At 51.7% G+C, this 17,335-nt stretch carries 13 protein-coding genes; 5 read left to right on the top strand and 8 right to left on the bottom strand.

Annotation, left to right across the window (positions count from 1 at the left end):
- Positions 1-2: 2 nt before the first annotated feature.
- The 4 genes from N909_RS24640 to N909_RS0111915 form a co-directional block, all read right to left on the bottom strand.
- Positions 3-455, bottom strand: coding sequence for a tripartite tricarboxylate transporter TctB family protein (locus N909_RS24640; RefSeq protein ID WP_029915325.1), 453 nt, complete (start codon positions 453-455; stop codon positions 3-5).
- A 92-nt stretch (positions 456-547) separates the two neighbouring features.
- Entirely contained in the window at positions 548-1,228 is a 681-nt protein-coding gene (locus tag N909_RS0111905; RefSeq protein ID WP_029915327.1) for an RraA family protein, read from the bottom strand.
- A 69-nt stretch (positions 1,229-1,297) separates the two neighbouring features.
- A complete protein-coding gene (locus tag N909_RS0111910; RefSeq protein WP_029915329.1) occupies positions 1,298-2,356 on the bottom strand; it encodes an NAD(P)-dependent oxidoreductase in 1,059 nt (352 codons plus the stop codon).
- Between the two features lie 80 nt (positions 2,357-2,436).
- Positions 2,437-3,744, bottom strand: a complete 1,308-nt coding sequence (locus N909_RS0111915; protein ID WP_029915332.1) for a nickel pincer cofactor-dependent isomerase, group 22 — start codon at positions 3,742-3,744, stop codon at positions 2,437-2,439.
- 214 nt (positions 3,745-3,958) lie between these two features.
- On the opposite strand from N909_RS0111915, the gene N909_RS0111925 reads away from it, so the two are divergent.
- Both N909_RS0111925 and N909_RS0111930 read left to right on the top strand, forming a co-directional pair.
- A complete protein-coding gene (locus N909_RS0111925; RefSeq protein ID WP_029915334.1) occupies positions 3,959-5,872 on the top strand; it encodes a sigma-54-dependent Fis family transcriptional regulator in 1,914 nt (637 codons plus the stop codon).
- A 494-nt stretch (positions 5,873-6,366) separates the two neighbouring features.
- Positions 6,367-8,031, top strand: coding sequence for a thiamine pyrophosphate-binding protein (locus N909_RS0111930; protein WP_029915335.1), 1,665 nt, complete (start codon positions 6,367-6,369; stop codon positions 8,029-8,031).
- 127 nt (positions 8,032-8,158) lie between these two features.
- Here the strand turns inward: N909_RS0111930 and N909_RS24645 are convergent, their stop codons facing one another.
- From N909_RS24645 to N909_RS0111945, 3 genes are all read right to left on the bottom strand, one after another.
- Entirely contained in the window at positions 8,159-10,486 is a 2,328-nt protein-coding gene (locus N909_RS24645) for a response regulator (RefSeq protein ID WP_051689722.1), read from the bottom strand.
- A 73-nt stretch (positions 10,487-10,559) separates the two neighbouring features.
- Positions 10,560-10,688 carry a hypothetical protein gene (locus tag N909_RS26350; protein ID WP_281174845.1) on the bottom strand — a complete coding sequence of 43 codons (129 nt, stop codon included), beginning with the start codon at positions 10,686-10,688 and terminating at the stop codon, positions 10,560-10,562.
- Between the two features lie 9 nt (positions 10,689-10,697).
- On the bottom strand, positions 10,698-11,597 hold the full coding sequence (locus N909_RS0111945) for a DctP family TRAP transporter solute-binding subunit (RefSeq protein ID WP_029915339.1): 900 nt from the start codon (positions 11,595-11,597) through the stop codon (positions 10,698-10,700).
- A gap of 358 nt (positions 11,598-11,955) precedes the next feature.
- On the opposite strand from N909_RS0111945, the gene cysQ reads away from it, so the two are divergent.
- Positions 11,956-12,720, top strand: coding sequence for a 3'(2'),5'-bisphosphate nucleotidase CysQ (gene cysQ / locus N909_RS0111950; protein WP_029915341.1), 765 nt, complete (start codon positions 11,956-11,958; stop codon positions 12,718-12,720).
- 554 nt (positions 12,721-13,274) lie between these two features.
- A complete protein-coding gene (gene galE / locus N909_RS0111955) occupies positions 13,275-14,291 on the top strand; it encodes a UDP-glucose 4-epimerase GalE (protein WP_029915343.1) in 1,017 nt (338 codons plus the stop codon).
- A 411-nt stretch (positions 14,292-14,702) separates the two neighbouring features.
- Here the strand turns inward: galE and N909_RS0111960 are convergent, their stop codons facing one another.
- Positions 14,703-15,872 carry an integrase core domain-containing protein gene (locus tag N909_RS0111960; protein ID WP_029915346.1) on the bottom strand — a complete coding sequence of 390 codons (1,170 nt, stop codon included), beginning with the start codon at positions 15,870-15,872 and terminating at the stop codon, positions 14,703-14,705.
- Between the two features lie 344 nt (positions 15,873-16,216).
- Here N909_RS0111960 and N909_RS0111965 point away from each other — a divergent pair, with 344 nt between their 5' ends.
- On the top strand, positions 16,217-17,269 hold the full coding sequence (locus N909_RS0111965; protein WP_211253948.1) for a sigma-54 interaction domain-containing protein: 1,053 nt from the start codon (positions 16,217-16,219) through the stop codon (positions 17,267-17,269).
- Positions 17,270-17,335: the final 66 nt, after the last annotated feature.

Consider the following 17,335-nt stretch of genomic DNA (forward strand, 5'->3'; position numbering starts at 1 on the left):
ATTTACCTCATCAGGCCAACGGGCAGCGGAACTTTGAACAGAACCGTAAAACAGAAATAGAGAAAGACCATGAGGCAGATGGTAAACAGAAACACGGTCCGTTTCTTCACCCCTCCCCAGCAAAGCCCAACGGCAATCAGGAAAAGAGCACTGGATGTGTAAAATCCAATAATTTTCAAGGCAATGCCATAAGCAGCCAAGACCCCGGTAACCAGAAGAAACGGTCCCCAAGGCATTTTTTCAGCCATAACAGGCTGTTTCTGCGTCAGGCGTTCTTTGCGCTGGGTCAGATAGCCCTCTATGGCAAGAAGAATGAGGAGGATACCGATACTGATCAGGCATATTCTCGGGAAAAAGGCACTATCGGCATCATAACCTGTTGTGATCCATATCCCGATAGCCACAAGCACCAAGCCGGAGACTGCAATAAATCTGTCTTGAACGATTTGCCGCATTCTTTAAATACCTCTCTGATAAGTCACTAAATTCTGTTCAGCCATCAAATATTCAGGGAGTGACGTAAAACACCAGGCCATCACCCCGTTGGTTAGTCGATAAATTCGCAGCCTTTTTTTAGCAACGTCGCCTCGACCCATGCCCGGTCCCAGGTCAGATTTTCAATTGCTTCTTTTTCCCTCACCTCGGCATCGTTTTTAGCCCTGGCTTTTGCCAGAACATCCTTGGCATCTTGAGGATTTATCACCACGATTCCGTCAGCATCACCGACCAGGATGTCGCCTGGGTGGATGATTAACCCACCACACATAATGGGGAAATTGACTTCACCGCCCCCTTCTTTCAGGGGGCCGTTAGGTGTAATGCCAGTGGCATAGACTGGAAAATCAGTGAGGTTGCGCACCGCATCGATGTCGCGAATGCAGCCATCGACAACAAGCCCTGCAATTCCCCGGCGACGCATCCATGAAATCATCAGCTCACCGGTAATCGCGTAGGATTGTTCATTCTGGGCATCGACGACAATGATATCCCCGGGACCTGCCATGTCGATGGCTTGATGCATCAGCAGGTTGTCGCCGGTACGGACTTTAACCGTCAGTGCGCATCCCAACAGCGGAGCTGTATTCATCGGCCTGATTCGGGAATTCATACAGTTGATCCGGTTCATGCTGTCGCCAATGTTCGCAACCGGAATGGAACGAAAGGGCTCTATCAGCTCTTGTTTCGGACGGACAAAGTTTTTTTTAACTCTTAATCCTGGATTTGCCATATACGTACCTGTCATGAAAGATAAGTTTCTGCGCCGTGGATATGGGAAGTTCACATCATTGTGGAGTTCTCAATAGTAGGGAATCTGTTCAACAAAACCCTTCTTACCGTTTGCAAACCAGTAGACAAGGTGCTTAACGGTTTCAGAAGCCTTCGCAGCAGCGGCCACATCCCCATTGAATCCCTGATGCGGCTGAACATAGATATTGTCCGTTCGGTTGAGGCTCATTTCGACAAGCATTTTCGCTGCGAGATGGTCCAAATCTGTGGTCGTTGATTTTTGTTTGATGAAGTCGGCAAAATCGCCTTCTTTACTAAAGGCATCAAGGCCGAGACCGATAATTTTTCCTTTTTTATAGAGTTCAAGTAGCAAGGCTTCCGACGCAATATCACCTCGGGTGACGTTGATAAAGATAAGGTTCTTGGTTGCATGGGAAAAAAGGTCTTCGGAGAAATAGCCGACATTGTAGAACGGATGGGCGGGATCTTTGGTCAAACTCATACCGCTAAGAATAATATCGCTTGTGGCCATCGCCTCTGTGGCACTGACAAATTTAACGCTACTCCCATATTGCTGAGAAAGTTCTTTCTCACGAATATCAACGGCCTGAACAGTCAATCCATTCGCTTGCAGCAGGTCATAGATTTGTTTTCCAATTCTACCCACGCCAAAAACGGTAGCGATACGATGGGGACCCAGTTCGAAAAAGGATGGCACGGTTTGCCGATTAAATGTCCTGATAGCTTCCGTGTAGCAATTTAAATAACCGGCTGTCGCATAAAGTAACTTGAGCGCAGTCTGAGCAACGGCGGTGACACAGTATTCTCGCAAAGAAGTCAAATTGACAGAAGGAGCAAGGTATTCAACCGAATCATAGCCAGCGCCACGGAAAATTACATTTTTACGTGCCCCCTTTAAATATGACGCTGGTACTTTGGAATGTGCTTTAACCGTAATCACCTCTGGCAAAGAGGTTTCTGGTTTAGCCAGGAAGTCCTGAATGGTTTCAGATGTGACGAGATAGCTGTGTAAAGGAAGTTTGCCCTCTTTGATAGCGGCCTGGATTTCGTTTTCCAGATGTTGCGATTCCATGCCCAGGGCTTCAAAGTGGATGATGTCGTACTGCATGTTGTCTCCTTGATATTACTTAATCAAATAGTCGTTTTGGTCGTTTTGAAGCGTTCCAGATCGGCCGATTCTAAAACACCTCAGAGTTCTGAATTAGGAAACACCTGTCTCCAGATATCCCGATCCAGTTTCCCTTCAGAATTGAAATGGAGTGGGGCTTGCTCACCTACGATCCTGATTCTCTCGTTGCCTTCCAGTTCTGTGGCGACAGCAGGAGAAATGAGGAGCTTATCCAGATGAAGAGTGTCCAGAATACGAATGGCTCGGATTGAGTGAGCCGGCACAGAAGAGGTTTTGACTCCGCAGCGAAGCACATCTTCATCAGTTTCAAGAACCATCGGCATGCGGACAAAGCTTAGACTGGTACTGGTGATAACATTGGCGTAGGTGTACTCAAAATTGATGCCATCAGCCATGCTCCGGGGAATAATGTCAGCATTTCCCATGCCGGTAGCATTTCCTTTGGTTTCTTCGGTCAACCCAAGGGTAACAAGGCGGTTTACGTTAGGGCCACCGGTCTTTGCGGGGGAACCATGTCGGCCGGTAATATTGGGGTCCATCCCTGCCCCGGAAATATTTTTCCCAATTCGGTCAATGATCAACAGATCAAGATCCTGAATAGGCAGTGACGGCATCAAGGTTTTGGAATAGGCCAAAAGAGAGGCGTCACGGTCCAGGATTTTTTCGGATGTCACCGCCTCAACCAGGCAGGTATTCTCCAGCGCATTTTCAACCACAGCAAGACCGCCGAGGATGGCAGGCTTTCGTTCCAGAACCATACGTGCCATGGCCGGCATGATGGTGGGAAACTGAAAATAGCCAAGGCAATGAGCCGCATTGGCACCTTTCTGTTTGCCAAGTCCAATGGTCAGCATCTTGACCAGCCCGCTCTCGTGGGTTCCGGAAAAGGAGGTATGGGTTTTGACCCGGTTGATGATGAACACGCCATCTGCGTTCCAGGCGTTCTTGTCCATATAAACCGGCAATCCATTGTCGAGCTGTCCAACTTCGACAACCTCCATGGACGATCGAATCGGGCATCCAACGGTTTCTTCGGTAATACCCAGATCAGCAAGAACTTTTACCTGTCCTGGTCCAGTCGCGCCACCATGACTCCCCATACAGGGGATGACAAAAGGTTTGCAACCATTACAGCGAAACCAGGTGACTGTTGAGGCAACCAATGCTGGCAGGTTTGCGATGCCACGGGATCCAACCCCAATGGCCACCTCTTTATGCACTGGAAGTTTCAGTGATAACCCGGATTCATTTAGCGCAGTTACGACGGCTGATGGGATGTCCGTGATACAATCATCTGCAAACGACTGATATGCAGGGATAAATTCTGGTATCTCAGTCTGTTTGATTAAGTCCTTGAGTATTGACATATATGCCTCTGAATTAATTAAAACTGCAGCCCCATCCGCTTGTCGTAGTTTTGCAGCTTGGTTTTAAAGTCATACAGGTATAGAGCAACAACCTTGCCAAAGGGCAGAAGCGCGAAAAAGCTGGCTTTCCCCAAAAGAAAGGTGCATCATTTGTCTTATGCATTGCATCAATTGAATCATATTTGCACATTTTGACGCATTTGGAGTTTTGAATATGGAGCCATTGATTGGGCTGATCCCACCAAATCGGGAGATCGGGGAGCGAGCCATCAAGGTCGCGGCAATGTTGGGATTGGAAGACCGGATTATCTTAAAAGAAGGGGTCGGGGATATTTCGAGAATCCACGCCGTCGAATTGGAAAAGCAGGGGGTTGATGTCATCATTACCAGGGGGATAAATTGCGATATCGTCAAAAGTACAGTCAAAACCCCTGTCCTGGAAATTCCTGTAACGGGTCAGGATCTCGTAACGGTTCTCCATGAAGCTAAAAAGTCGACCAGGATCAACCATCCTCGCATTGCTCTTCTGGCTTTTGCAGCTATCAACAGGGATATTGCCGGTCTCGCAGAGCTATTGGATATAGATCTTCTGATTTACTCAGTGATTAACAATTTTGAATATATCAGGGGGCAGATTCGGCAGGCCATGCGAGAAGGAGCAGATGTTGTGGTTGCTGGCCATATTTCTTCGGGAATAGCCCGGGAGGAAGGACTCCCCACCGTCTTTCTCGATTCAGGGCCTGCCGCACTGAGAGAGGTTTTTTCGGAGGCCCGGAATGTTGCTTATGCCCGAAAGCTTGAACAGGCCAGAACCCGAAGGCTTCAAACCGTCATTGACCAGTCTCCAAATGGAGTCTTTGTTGTCGACTCACTCGGCAATATTCAGGCCATTAACACCATGGCGCGACAGATTCTAAATGCCAATATCGATTACGTAAACAGTAAGGCAACCGAGGTTTTGCCAACCCCATTGGCAGATAGATGTCTGGAATTCAGCACGCCGATCGTTGATGAAATGCTTGAAGTCAATGGGACCCCCATCCTGCTAGGGACCGAATTTGTTAAAATGGGTTCGCAGGTTGTCGATATAATTTTCACAATGCAACCTGCAGCCATCATCGGTGAGCTTGAGTCAAAATTACGCAAAAGCCTCCACACCAGGGGACTGACCAGTAATTACTCCTTCGCCGACATTTGGGGCGACTCAAAGGCGCTTAAGAATACCATCACTTGGGCACGTTCATTTGCTGCCACAGACAGCCCCATTTTACTGATGGGTGAAACCGGCACTGGCAAAGAACTTTTTGCCCAGGCCATTCATCAGGTCAGCCCTTATGGCCCAGGTCCTTTTGTAGCCATTAACTGTGCCTCTCTTCCACCGTCATTGCTGGAATCAGAGTTATTTGGTCACGAGGAAGGAGCGTTCACTGGGGCTCGCAGAAGTGGCAAGCAAGGTCTGTTCGAGATCGCCAACAATGGCACCATCTTTCTCGATGAGATATCGGAAATGGATCATTATGGGCAGACGAGGCTGCTACGTGTTTTACAGGAGCGCTGTACCATGCGTGTGGGTGGAGATAGGTACATTCCGGTGAATGCCCGTGTCCTTGCCGCTTCGAACCGAAACCTTCGCGAGTTGGTTGAGAAGGGGGAGTTCCGTAAAGATTTGTTTTACAGACTGAATATTCTACCATTGCAGATTCCCCCATTGCGGGAGCGATATGGGGATGTTTCCCTTTTGGCCGGCCGATTTGCGGACATTTATAAAAAAAAGTATGCAAGCTCTCTCAAGTTAACAGAGACCATCATGACTATACTCGAAGGACATCCTTGGCCTGGAAATGTCAGGGAGTTGGCCGGGGTCATTGAGCGCTTAGCTCTAATGGCACGTAATGCTGAAGTCACTGACAGTTTTGTTCGGTCGCAGTTGTCGATGGAAGATCGTGTGCCTGAAGCCCCTTATGTCCCCCAGAATGAAAAAGCCGACGAATTGTCCGAGAGGAACAGAATCCTGCAAGCACTAAAACGGCACAATGGCCACCAGGGGCTAGCTGCCGATCATCTGGGAATTCACAGAACAACATTGAAGCGAAAAATGAAAGCGTTGCAGATAAATCGCTTCGGTTAGTACAAAAGCCCCCCCCCGCTTTTTTTATGGTTCTTTTGCGAGCCGCGCATTGTGACGGGCGGCTTTTTGTGCCAAAAATCAACCTGATCAGGTCCTCGCTGCCAGCCCTTCACGGATAACGACCCGCCTGACACCGAACTTCTTGATGAGACGGGGTTCGGAAGGTGGCGACTCGTGTTGATGGCAAATTTGATGGCGGACTTCATCTGGCAGTGAGTCTTTTGTTGACTCGACTGGCTCAAATTTTTCACTAATTCATACTACGAATTGGTTAAAATATTTGTTTTATATGGATTTTTAATAGATCTCATTATTTTAATTCTTATTAGTAGTTGACGTGATGAGTTGTATCGATTAACGTCCGATCAATCTATGATTATTTCATGGCACCATTCATTTCTTCCCTTTTCAGGTGACAGAAAGCCGCCGGTTGAGTACATGGATGGTATGGGGTCATTTTCAGTCTCACAGGGAGCTGTTAGCGGAGGAGCTTCATGCAAAATTCAGCAGGTATGCGCCATGGTGGTCAGATTGTTATCGACCAATTGAAGATTCATGGCTGTGAGCGGGTTTTTTTTGTTCCCGGCGAGAGCTTTCTTGCGGTGCTCGATGGTTTTGTGGATGTCCCGGACATTGAACCCGTGGTTTGCCGCCAGGAGGGTGGGGCGGCAATCATGGCGGAAGCCTATGGTAAGCTGACCGGGAAACCTGGTGTGTGCATGGTCACCCGTGGTCCCGGTGCAACCAATGCGTCCGCCGGGGTGCACATCGCCCAGCAGGACAGCACGCCGATGATCCTGCTGATCGGGCAGGTCGCCCGGCATATGGTTGACCGGGAAGCCTTTCAGGAAGTGGACTACCGCAAAATGTATGAACCCCTGGCGAAATGGGTGGCCCAGATCGATCAGATCGAGCGCATTCCGGAATACCTCAGTCACGCCTATCACGTCGCCACCTCCGGTCGCCCCGGACCGGTCGTGCTTGCGCTGCCGGAAGACGTCCAGTCCGCCTATGCGAAAGTTGCCGACTGTAAACCCTACACCAAAGTCGAGGCGCGTGCCGCGCAGGACGATGTGGCCGCATTCCGCAGTATGCTCGAAGAGGCGGCCAGGCCGTTGGTGATCGTCGGCGGCCATCCCTGGGACGCCACTGCGACGGACAACCTGGTCCGCTTTGCCGAGCGCAACGGGATTGCGGTGGCTAACGAGTTCCGTTTTCAGGACTACATGCCCAACCTTCATCCCAATTATGTCGGCGATGTCGGCATCGGCATCGACCCCAACCTGGCGCGGATGATCGCCGAGGCCGATCTGATTGTGTTGCTCGGGGCGCGCCTGGGTGAGATGGCCAGTAGCGGTTATAAACTGCTGCAGATCCCCTGTCCCAAGCAAAAGCTGATTCATATCTACCCCGGGTCGGATGAACTGGGGCGGGTCTATCGGCCGGACCTGGCCATCAACGCTTCGCAGCCTTCGTTCCTGGCCGCTGTGGCCGCCATGGAACCGATCAACGGCGCAGACAACAGTGCCTGGATCGCATCCGGACATGCCAACTATCTACAATTTGCGGAACCCTTTGACACCCCCGGCGCCGTTAAAATGGCACATGTCATCAGCCAGCTCTCCGCGATTCTCCCCGACGATGCCATCATCACCAACGGGGCCGGCAATTACGCGGCATTTCTGCACCGCTTCTACCACTACCGGAGCTTTGGCACTGAGCTGGCGCCGACCTCAGGCTCTATGGGCTACGGCTTGCCGGCGGCGATCTCGGCCAAAGTACACTATCCCAAGCGCGAGGTGGTTTGCGTGGCCGGGGATGGCTGCTTCATGATGCATTGCCAGGAATTCGCCACCGCCGTCCAGTTTGGCGCCAATATTATCACCGTCATTGTCAACAACGGCATCCTCGGCACCATCCGCATGCATCAGGAGCGGAACTATCCTTACCGAGTCAGCGGCACAACCTTGCGTAACCCGGATTTCGCCGCCTATGCCAAGGCCTTTGGCGGCTATGGCGAGAAGGTCACCCGCACCGAAGACTTTGCCGGTGCTCTGGAGCGTGCCCGCAAAGCCAATTTGCCGGCAATCATCGAATTGAGGGTTGACCCGGAAGCGCTTAGCGTGGCCAAAACTCTTTCCGAGATCCGCAATGGCTGAGTGGGGCTCAGCATATAGCTGCCCTGGGTCGTGTTGACTCTTCTGATGGTGGGATGGCCCTGCTCGGGCTGCTCAGGGATTATTCCGGCCAGACAGGCTGACCCGGTTATGGTATGGTCGAGAGGGATCAGCTTCTTGCTTCACATTCTGCTGCAGTGGTCAACGTTGCGGCGACCTTTGCGGCCAGTTCATTTTTGGAAAAGGGTTTCTGGATGAAGTTAACGCCTTCATCCAATACGCCACTGTGGGCAATGACGTTGGCGGTATAACCGGACATAAAGAGAACTTTCAACTCTGGATAGTTCTGCTTGAGTTGTTGTGACAATTCCCGGCCATTCAGGTCGGGAAGGATGACATCGGTAATCAGCAACCGAATATCCAGCCGCGCGCTACGGACCAGCTCAAGGGCCTGATTGGCGGTTTCTGAACAGATCACCTGATAGCCCAGGCTGACCAGGATCTTCTGGCACATCTGCAGAATGGCTTTCTCGTCTTCGACCAGAAGCACCAGTTCTCCATGGCCGGAAGGGGTTGCGGCCGGCGGGTGAACCTCTTTTTTCGCGGCGACGCCATGGTGCTCAGGGAAATAGATGTTGAAGGTGCTACCGATCCCCTGTTCACTGTAAATGTTGATAAAGCCATTATTCTGTTTGATGATGCCGTAAACGGTGGCCAGCCCCAGTCCGGTCCCTTCATTGACCTTTTTGGTGGAAAAGAAGGGCTCGAATATTTTTTCCCTCGTCTCCCGATCCATCCCAAGTCCGTTGTCGCTGATGCTGAGGCAGATGAACTCTCCCGGTTGAAAACCGTGATGGCGGGCACAATATTCCTGATCGATTTTGACCGACCGGGTTTGCAGAGTGATTTTCCCTCCGGTCGGCATGGCATCTTTAGCATTGATGCAGATGTTGGCCAGAATCTGATCGATCTGGGTTGCATCCATTTTGACCATTCCCAATGAACTTTGTGGGAGCCATTCCAGCTCAATGTTTTCCCCGATCAGTCTGCGCAGTATTTTCAGCATGTCGCTGATACAGGCGTTGAGGTCCAGGGCCACGGGGGCAATGGTCTGCTTTCTGGCAAAGGCCAGGAGTTGCCGGGTGATATCCGCCGAGCGCTGGGCGGCATTGATAATTTCCTTTAGATAGCGGCGATTGGCGTCCGACTCGTCCATATTCATCAGCGCCAGTTCGGCACTGCCGAGAATAACCCCGAGCATGTTGTTATAATCATGGGCCACTCCACCAGCCAGGCGACCGACTGATTCCATTTTTTGGGACTGGAGCAGTTGCTCCTGCATCTCCTGGTGAGCCTTCTCCTGGGCGATGCGGGTGCTGATGTCCTCGACCGAAGCCATGATTCCGACAATGGCTCCGCTGCTGTCGCGAATCGGCGAGGAGGACAGGGAGGCATGAAACAGGGTGTCGTTTTTACGCTTTTGCTGGAATTCCTGTCCCAGCATCACCTCCCCTTGACAAATCCTGGCGAAGATTTCGTTAAAGCGCTCCTGGGCCGAATCCGGAATAATGGGCAATGGTTGCCCGGTCACCTCATCGGCCTGCCAGCCGAACAAACGCTCGGCGGATTCCGTCCAAATGGCCACCGCGCCATGCACATCGACGCTGAACAGGGCGACTGGAGAGCAGGCGATCAGGGCTTTGACTTGCTGGGTCTTCTGTTCGATTTCATAGATATTTCGACGGATAGAATCGCGCATGTGCGTCAGGCTACAGGCCAGCTCTCTGAATTCTTTGACTTTTTCCACCGCAATTTCGCGGGTCAGGTTGCCATTGGCGATATCGGTGGTGACCTCAATGAGATGAGCGATGGGGCGGTAAAGCGCCTGATTGATAAATAACCAGACTAGCAGGAACACCACCAGGAACAGGGCGAGGCAAATGAGAATTGCGCTACGCATGCTGCCCTCAATTTTATCAGTGACGATGCTTTGGGGCAGGCCGACATCAATAGCAGCCAGAAAGCGACCATTTTCAGTGGTGATCGGTATGAGAGTGTGGTAATTCGGGCCGACGAGGACAGTTCTTATCTGCCTGGACTGCAGTGCGGAGAGCAGCGCCGGATCGTTAAGGCGGGAGCCCCAGCGGTTTTTGTCATTGTGGGAAATGATCAGCCCGTTTTCGTCGAGAATGGCGACGAAAGCGACATACCTATCCCGATTTGCCTCATAAAGTCTTTTGCACTGAAAATAGGTCGATTGAAGAAGGAGTTGTTGATCGGCAAGGTTGCCGAAGTACTGGTAGCGGGATTGGATGTCGACATAAAGGCTTTGCACCAGGGAGACGGAGCGCCATTCAATCGCTTCCAGATAATTGGTGCGAAAACTGTTGATATAAAGAAAACTACTGACCCCGATGGTAGCAAACATGATCAGGCCGATGAAGATTATGACCTTGACCCGCAGGCTCTGGCTGGCACGCAGAGTTCGTTTCAGCATGGGGCATTCCGCTCCTGTCGGTTGCCTGTCGCCTCAGTCGTTGAGCTGTGACTGTCTGCTGGCAAATAATAACTTATTGGTAGCCAAGCTGCTTTTCGGCCTCGGCCGTGGCTTGCAAAGCACCCTCGACCCATTCCTTGCCGATATTTTCGTTCAGCCATTGAATAGCGGGCGGGCGGGTTTTTTCCCGGAACAGTCTCATTTCTTCCGCTTATGGAATGGTAATGGTAACCCCTTGGGATTGCAAATAATTGAGATTATATATTTCATTACTGATGGAGAGACCGCGGTTGGCCACGGCAGCGGGCCGTTTGGCCCGCTGGATAATGCGTTTCAGGTCGTCCGGTAGCGCCTGGTACCAGGCTTCGTTCATCAGGAGTGTATAGATGCTGTAGACATGGCTGTCGAGAACGATATAGCTTTGAACCTTTTCCAAATGGGGGATGAGAAAGGTGCTGATGGAGTTTTCCTGCCCATCCACAATGCCTGCTTCAATAGCTTCGTAAACGTTTGCCCAGTTGATGGGCACCCCCTTGGCGCCGAGATCGTTGACGATTTTGACATGCAGGGGGCTGTTCATGGTGCGAATGCGCAAGCCGCTCATATCGGCAGGTGAGTGAATGGCGTGCTTATTGTTGGAAAAATGTCGAAAGCCGCCGTTTTCAATCCAGAACAGCGGGCGCAACCCGGTTTTGGCGGCCATGTCCTCAATCATTTTCTGGCCGAACGGGCCGTCCAAGACCGTCCAGGCAATGTCCCGATTGGCAAACAGGTAAGGAATCGAAAACACCTGAATGGGTGGATAAACAGCGGCCAGGTTGCCATCGGTAAAGGTGTTGGCCTGGATAGCGCCGTTACGGACCATACGAATGGTTTCGAGGTTGGATTCCCAATTTTCTCGGTCGTGGAGTTCGATTTTCAGCCGACCTTTGGATTGCTTTTCGACCTGTTCTTTGAGGACCTCAAGGGGGGTCCAGTAATGAGTATTATGGGTAACCGAGGTAGTGAAGGAAATGCGCATAACCACGGGCACATCGTCCTGAGCGCATGCCAAATGAGGAAGAGTCGTTATCAGCGGGACCGCCAGGAAAAAGAGGACTCTTTTTAGCAATGGCCACCTCCTTCGGCAGAGGGAAAAGGGCTTTTATCGCAACATTTTAGTCTAAAGCTTAGGGATGAAGGAAGCTCTATTTTATGTTGCTGAGACGGGTCGAAGGGCAGGATCATGCTCCGTAAAGCCGTCTTTCGGGTATGGCCCGGGTCTGCCGGAGCAATGTTATTCACACCTTGCGGGCAGGTCGTGCCGCTAATTCTTTGTTTTTCGAGGGATTGAATGGTAGTTTCATGCGAGGGACGAAGGCCGCTTCACGATGTTTGAACGATTTTTTAAGGTGATGCTTTCCGGACCGGATGCTAATCGTTCAGTTTGTAGATTGATAATGAACTCAATAACTTCAAAGGGGTAGATTTTGAATATAGCAATAGCAGAGGTTTGTTATATTGCCGAACGGGCCGGTGCTGCCATCATGGACGTCTATGCTGGTGATGTGGCGGTAGAATTGAAAGAGGACAACTCGCCGCTGACCGCGGCCGACAAGGCGTCACATCAGGTGATCAGTCGCGGGTTGGCGGAACTGTATCCCGATATCCCGGTGCTGTCTGAAGAGGGGAAGGATATCCCTTTTTCAGAGCGCTGCCGCTGGGAGCGCTTCTGGTTGGTCGATCCTTTGGACGGGACCAAGGAGTTCATCAAGAGAAATGGCGAATTTACGGTCAATATCGCGCTGATTGAAGATGGTCGCCCCGTGCTTGGCGTGGTCTATGTTCCGGCCCAGGAAAAACTCTATTGGGGGGTGGTCGGAGAAGGGGCCTGGGTTAAGTCCAAAGGTCAGGAGGCGCAGCAAATTCAGGTTCGTCGGATTGCTCCTGAGCAGGGATTGACCGTGGTCATGAGCCGCTCCCATCCGTCCCCTGAATTGGCCGCTTTTCTTGAGAATATCAAGGTGGCTGAGGCTCTGCCGGTGGGCAGTTCGTTGAAGCTTTGTGTGGTTGCTGAAGGGAAAGCGGATCTCTATCCGCGCCTGGGGCCAACCATGGAGTGGGACACCGCTGCCGGCCACGCGGTCGTTGTTGCTGCCGGGGGAACGGTGGCGACTCCCGACGATGCTCCTTTGCTGTATAATAAGGAAAACTTGCTGAATCCCTTTTTCATTGTCAGGGCTGCAGCCGAATAATTACTTTTCAGGATCTCTTTTTTACCAATTGACAATCCAGTCAATATAGACAATGTCAAGTTTCAGAGGACGATCGGGAATGACGTTAGTTTAAGAGTCACTGGCAGCAAAACCGGGACTGTCCCCGCACTGGGGCTGTCCCAGGTCTTTGCGGTGCAAACCGTGACAGTTTCATGGCTCGCAAACTCTTGGAACAGCCCCCGATGACCCTGGGGACAGTCCCGAGTTTACTGCAAAGTTGCTTAAACTAGCGCCATTCGGGGCTGTCCCAGGCTTTTGCGGTGCAAACCGCCAGCGTTCCAAGGGCCGCAAACATCTGGGACAGCCCCAGATAGGGCTTGGGACAGTCCCGAGTTTGCTACAAAAGTGCTTAAACTAGCGCCACACGGGGGCTGTCCCAGGTCTTTGCGGTGCAAACCGCGACAGTTTCATGGCTCGCAAACTCTTGGGACAGCCCCCGATGACCCTGGGGACAGTCCCGAGTTTACTGCAACATTGCTTAACCTAGCGCCATTCAGGACAACCGGTGTAAAGACCAAGGCAAGGAGGATTTTATGTCCATATTAGTGACGGGAGGTGCCGGTTATATCGGCTCCCACACCGTGGTTGAATTGCTTCAGGCGGGGCAGGAGGTTGTTATTATCGATAACCTGGCCAATTCCTCTCCGGTTGCCGTGCAGCGCATTCAGGAAATTAGCGGTCGGAAGCCGGTGTTCGTCCAGGCCGATATTCGTGACCGCGAGAGTCTGCGCTCGATCTTCGCTGCTCAGCGGATCGATGCGGTGATCCATTTTGCCGGTCTCAAGGCGGTCGGCGAGTCGACTCAGATCCCGTTGGCCTATTACGATAATAACGTCAACGGGACCCTGGTCCTGCTGGAAGAGATGCGCCGGGCTGAAGTCTTTAAACTGGTTTTCAGCTCTTCCGCAACGGTCTACGGTGATCCTGCAACGGTACCCATCAAAGAGGATTTTCCGACTTCTGCGACCAACCCCTATGGGCGAACCAAGCTGATGATCGAAGAGATCCTGCGTGATCTGGCGACCTCGGACCCGCGCTGGGGAATCGTTCTGCTGCGCTATTTCAACCCCATCGGAGCCCATTCGTCAGGGCGTATCGGCGAGGATCCCAAAGGCATTCCCAACAACCTGCTCCCCTTTATCGCCCAGGTTGCCATCGGCCGCCTACCGGAACTGGCGGTGTTCGGCCATGACTACCCCACCCGGGACGGAACCGGGGTCAGGGATTACATTCATGTTGTTGATCTGGCCCAGGGCCATTTAAAAGCCCTGCAGCGGATCAATGCTGAAAGCGGTGTCCTTACCTATAATCTGGGCACCGGCACGGGCTATTCGGTGCTGGAAATGGTGCGCGCTTTTGAAAGAGTCTCTGGACGGGCTGTCCCCTATCGGATTGCGCCGCGTCGGCCGGGCGATATCGCTCAATGTTGGGCTGACCCGGGGTTGGCAAATCAGGAGTTGGGGTGGGGGGCACAGCGTGGTCTGGATGAAATGATGCGGGACAGCTGGAACTGGCAGCACAATAATCCGGACGGGTATGAAAAAAGCTAAAGGCCGCGGACCGCTTTGAATGACGCTCATTTAAGAGTCGCTGGCAGCAAAACCGGTGTCCCCGCACGGCGGCTGTCCCAGGTCTTTGCAGTGCCAACCGCGGCAGTTTCATGGCCCGCAAACTCTTGGGACAGCCCCCGATGACTCTGGGGACAGTCCCGAGTTTACTGCAAAGTTTCTTCAATGAGCGCCATTCGGGACCGCTTCCCTGGTTTGCTGCAATGTTTTTGCGGCGGCAGGAGCAGGGAGGGTGGTCTCGGGTTGGTTGGTGTTTGGACACTTATTTTCACTTCTGGCTGATAGGATCAACCGCTTTTGCCCGGGCAGCGCTTTCTTTTTTATTTATCTGTTGAGTGCCAGGACATCGCTAACGGATTTTAGTGCCACAACATCGCTGACACTCAACACGGTTTATCTGAGCTTGTAATCAAATTCCTCTACCTGGGTTTTGTCCAGATAGAGCTTTAACCTTTGCTCTTTGACATCGATAGTAGCCACCACATATTCGAGCTTCAGTTCCGGCGGAACAGGAAACAGTTCGCCGAGAATGTTCAGCTTAAGATCGCTGCGAATAAGACGAACCAGATGGTAACGGCCTGTTTCTGGTTTCTCCAACCGCTGTTGGCGCTTGTCGTCTGGATTAGGAAACCTCAGGGTGGCCTTACTCGCAGAAAGTGCCTTGATGGGCGTTTTGCCGCCAAGTTTGCTATAGCGGTACGAGCTGTTATGCCGTTGCTCAAAGGCCATTGTTCCGGTCGCCAGTTCATCGGTTGTGGTCATCATGACCTTGCTGAGAAACTTCTGTCGATAATGATCGTTGAACTGCTCGATGTTGCCATTGCGCCAAGGTTCGGCCATAGGAACAAACCAGGGCTCAACACCATGCTGAAGACAAAGACGAACAAACTGGCTCAATGCTCGCGGATACCTCGGACTACCAAGGAAAGACATGGCGTTATCAACTTGGAGGTTGTCTGGTATGCCTAGCCGAGACCAGATGGCCCAGGTTCCGTCCAGAACATCTTCTCCTGCCTTGGATAGCGAGGAGTGCAGCCCACAGCGTGCCGTTGCCGTATCGATCGCGTTGAGCCCGTAGAAACGGATCGGACCGGTCAAATAGCAGGGGCCAACCATGTCCATCTGATGGGTCTGATTCGGCAGCTGTGCCGGAAGTTTGGGATAGAGTGTTCCCTTCGGCTCATATTTACCTGTTCTGCGGTGCGTCAGATCATTGCGTTTTAGGATCCGATTGATCGTACGCAGTGAAGGCAACGGCGATACACCCAGGTCTTCCAATTCCCACAGAATGGCCTGCGCACCGCAAAACAGATCCTGATTGTAGAGATTCAAACGCACAAGTTTGACGATCTCCTCAATCTCGGCGGGTGTACGATGCGGCGTTGATAGCGGTTTGCGAGAACGATCTTCAAACCACAAAGGATCATTTTCGCTGTTTCGCTTAACCCATTTGTAAAGCCAGAATTTTGATTTGCCGAGTGAAGCGCAAATCGCTTCAGGGCTTTCTCCAGCCTTGAACCGCTGAACAGCCAAAACCCGGCATTTCTTGATTTCATCGTCCATGAACACCTCCAGATGGGATTAGGTGCTCACAGATTTACGTGGCTACTATTCGATTGTCAGAGAACATTTGTTATCGATGTACTGGCACATTTTTCAGTAATCGATGTTGTGGCACTTAACATTTATCATCTATAAATCAATAGGTTTTGTCTTTGTCTCAGATTTTTCTGCAGCTTGTCAAATTTTCGACTTTTTAAGGCTCTGTTGAGCGAGATTATCTTTCTGTTAGAAAATGAAGGGAAAATGATGAATAATGTGTCTAAATATTGACACATTATAGCTAATATATTATTTTTATCTCATTGTTTGAATGGGTTATTCTTTTTATACATGCAATACGGAAAATGGCTGCCATGCAGATGATGACAACGAGTGGATACGGAGGGATGATCGGACAGTCGTCCCAGATGCTGGAACTGTTCGAATTGATTTCCTGCGTTGCTGAGGAAGGCGACAGTACGGTTTTGATACAGGGCGAGAGCGGCACCGGCAAGGAGCTGATTGCCCGGGCGATCCATGAAAACAGCCCGCGCCAGGAGGGGCACTTCGTGCCGGTCAACTGTGCCGCCATTCCGGATGAATTATTGGAAAGTGAACTGTTCGGCTATGTTAAGGGGGCTTTCACCGGCGCCCAGCAATCGAAAATCGGCCGGGTTCAGTTTGCTGATGGCGGGACGCTCTTTCTTGATGAAATCGGCGATATGAAACCGACTCTGCAGGCGAAGCTGCTGCGGGTTTTGCAGGAACGCGAGGTCGAGCAGGTCGGCGGGGTTCGTCCCAGCAAGGTTGATGTGCGGGTCATTGCCGCGACGCACCAGAACCTTGAAGGGTTGGTTGCTGACGGCCGTTTTCGGGAAGATCTCTATTACCGGCTGGCGGTCATTCCGATACAGGCTCCGCCGTTACGTGAACGGCGGGATGACATTGTCCTGCTGATCGAAAAATTCATCGATCGATTCAGCCGCAGAAAGACCGATCGCAGAACCACCATCGACCCCATTGCCATGCGGAGCCTGCAATCTTACGGCTGGCCGGGCAATGTGCGGGAATTGGAAAATCTGATTCAGCGTCTGGTCATCCTCCATCGGGGCAAAAAAGTCACTTTGAAGGAACTGCCGGAAAAATATCGCTGCGAAGGGGCATTGCTGGAACCGTTAGAGCCGGTTGCGGCTGACCCGCAGCCTGCTGAAGAGGTGATGGCTGCGATAGTCCCGCCCGAGGTGGAATGGTGCGCGGCCGGACTCGATTTCAACAGTCTGATCAGCGAGTTTGAGGACCGCCTGATTCTTGAGGCCCTCAGCCGCACCGGCGGCAACAAAAAAGAAGCGGCCCGCCTGCTCAATCTGAAACGCACCACTTTGATTGAAAAAATTAAAAAGAAAAATCTGCCGGGGTAGGAAATGAGCGACAGGGCGAAACGGGAATGGCTGCCGCGCGCTGTTCCAATGGCCTCCTCGGGGCAA

This window comes from Pelobacter seleniigenes DSM 18267, assembly GCF_000711225.1.
In the GTDB taxonomy this organism is placed as follows: Bacteria; Desulfobacterota; Desulfuromonadia; order Desulfuromonadales; family Geopsychrobacteraceae; genus Seleniibacterium; species Seleniibacterium seleniigenes.

Coding starts and splice junctions, on each gene's coding strand:
- N909_RS24640 (WP_029915325.1), bottom strand. CDS start 455: ATGCGGCAAATCGTTCAAGACAGATTTATTGCAGTCTCCGGCTTGGTG.
- N909_RS0111905 (WP_029915327.1), bottom strand. CDS start 1,228: ATGGCAAATCCAGGATTAAGAGTTAAAAAAAACTTTGTCCGTCCGAAA.
- N909_RS0111910 (WP_029915329.1), bottom strand. CDS start 2,356: ATGCAGTACGACATCATCCACTTTGAAGCCCTGGGCATGGAATCGCAA.
- N909_RS0111915 (WP_029915332.1), bottom strand. CDS start 3,744: ATGTCAATACTCAAGGACTTAATCAAACAGACTGAGATACCAGAATTT.
- N909_RS0111925 (WP_029915334.1), top strand. CDS start 3,959: ATGGAGCCATTGATTGGGCTGATCCCACCAAATCGGGAGATCGGGGAG.
- N909_RS0111930 (WP_029915335.1), top strand. CDS start 6,367: ATGCAAAATTCAGCAGGTATGCGCCATGGTGGTCAGATTGTTATCGAC.
- N909_RS24645 (WP_051689722.1), bottom strand. CDS start 10,486: ATGCTGAAACGAACTCTGCGTGCCAGCCAGAGCCTGCGGGTCAAGGTC.
- N909_RS26350 (WP_281174845.1), bottom strand. CDS start 10,688: ATGAGACTGTTCCGGGAAAAAACCCGCCCGCCCGCTATTCAATGGCTG.
- galE (WP_029915343.1), top strand. CDS start 13,275: ATGTCCATATTAGTGACGGGAGGTGCCGGTTATATCGGCTCCCACACC.
- N909_RS0111960 (WP_029915346.1), bottom strand. CDS start 15,872: ATGGACGATGAAATCAAGAAATGCCGGGTTTTGGCTGTTCAGCGGTTC.
- N909_RS0111965 (WP_211253948.1), top strand. CDS start 16,217: ATGGCTGCCATGCAGATGATGACAACGAGTGGATACGGAGGGATGATC.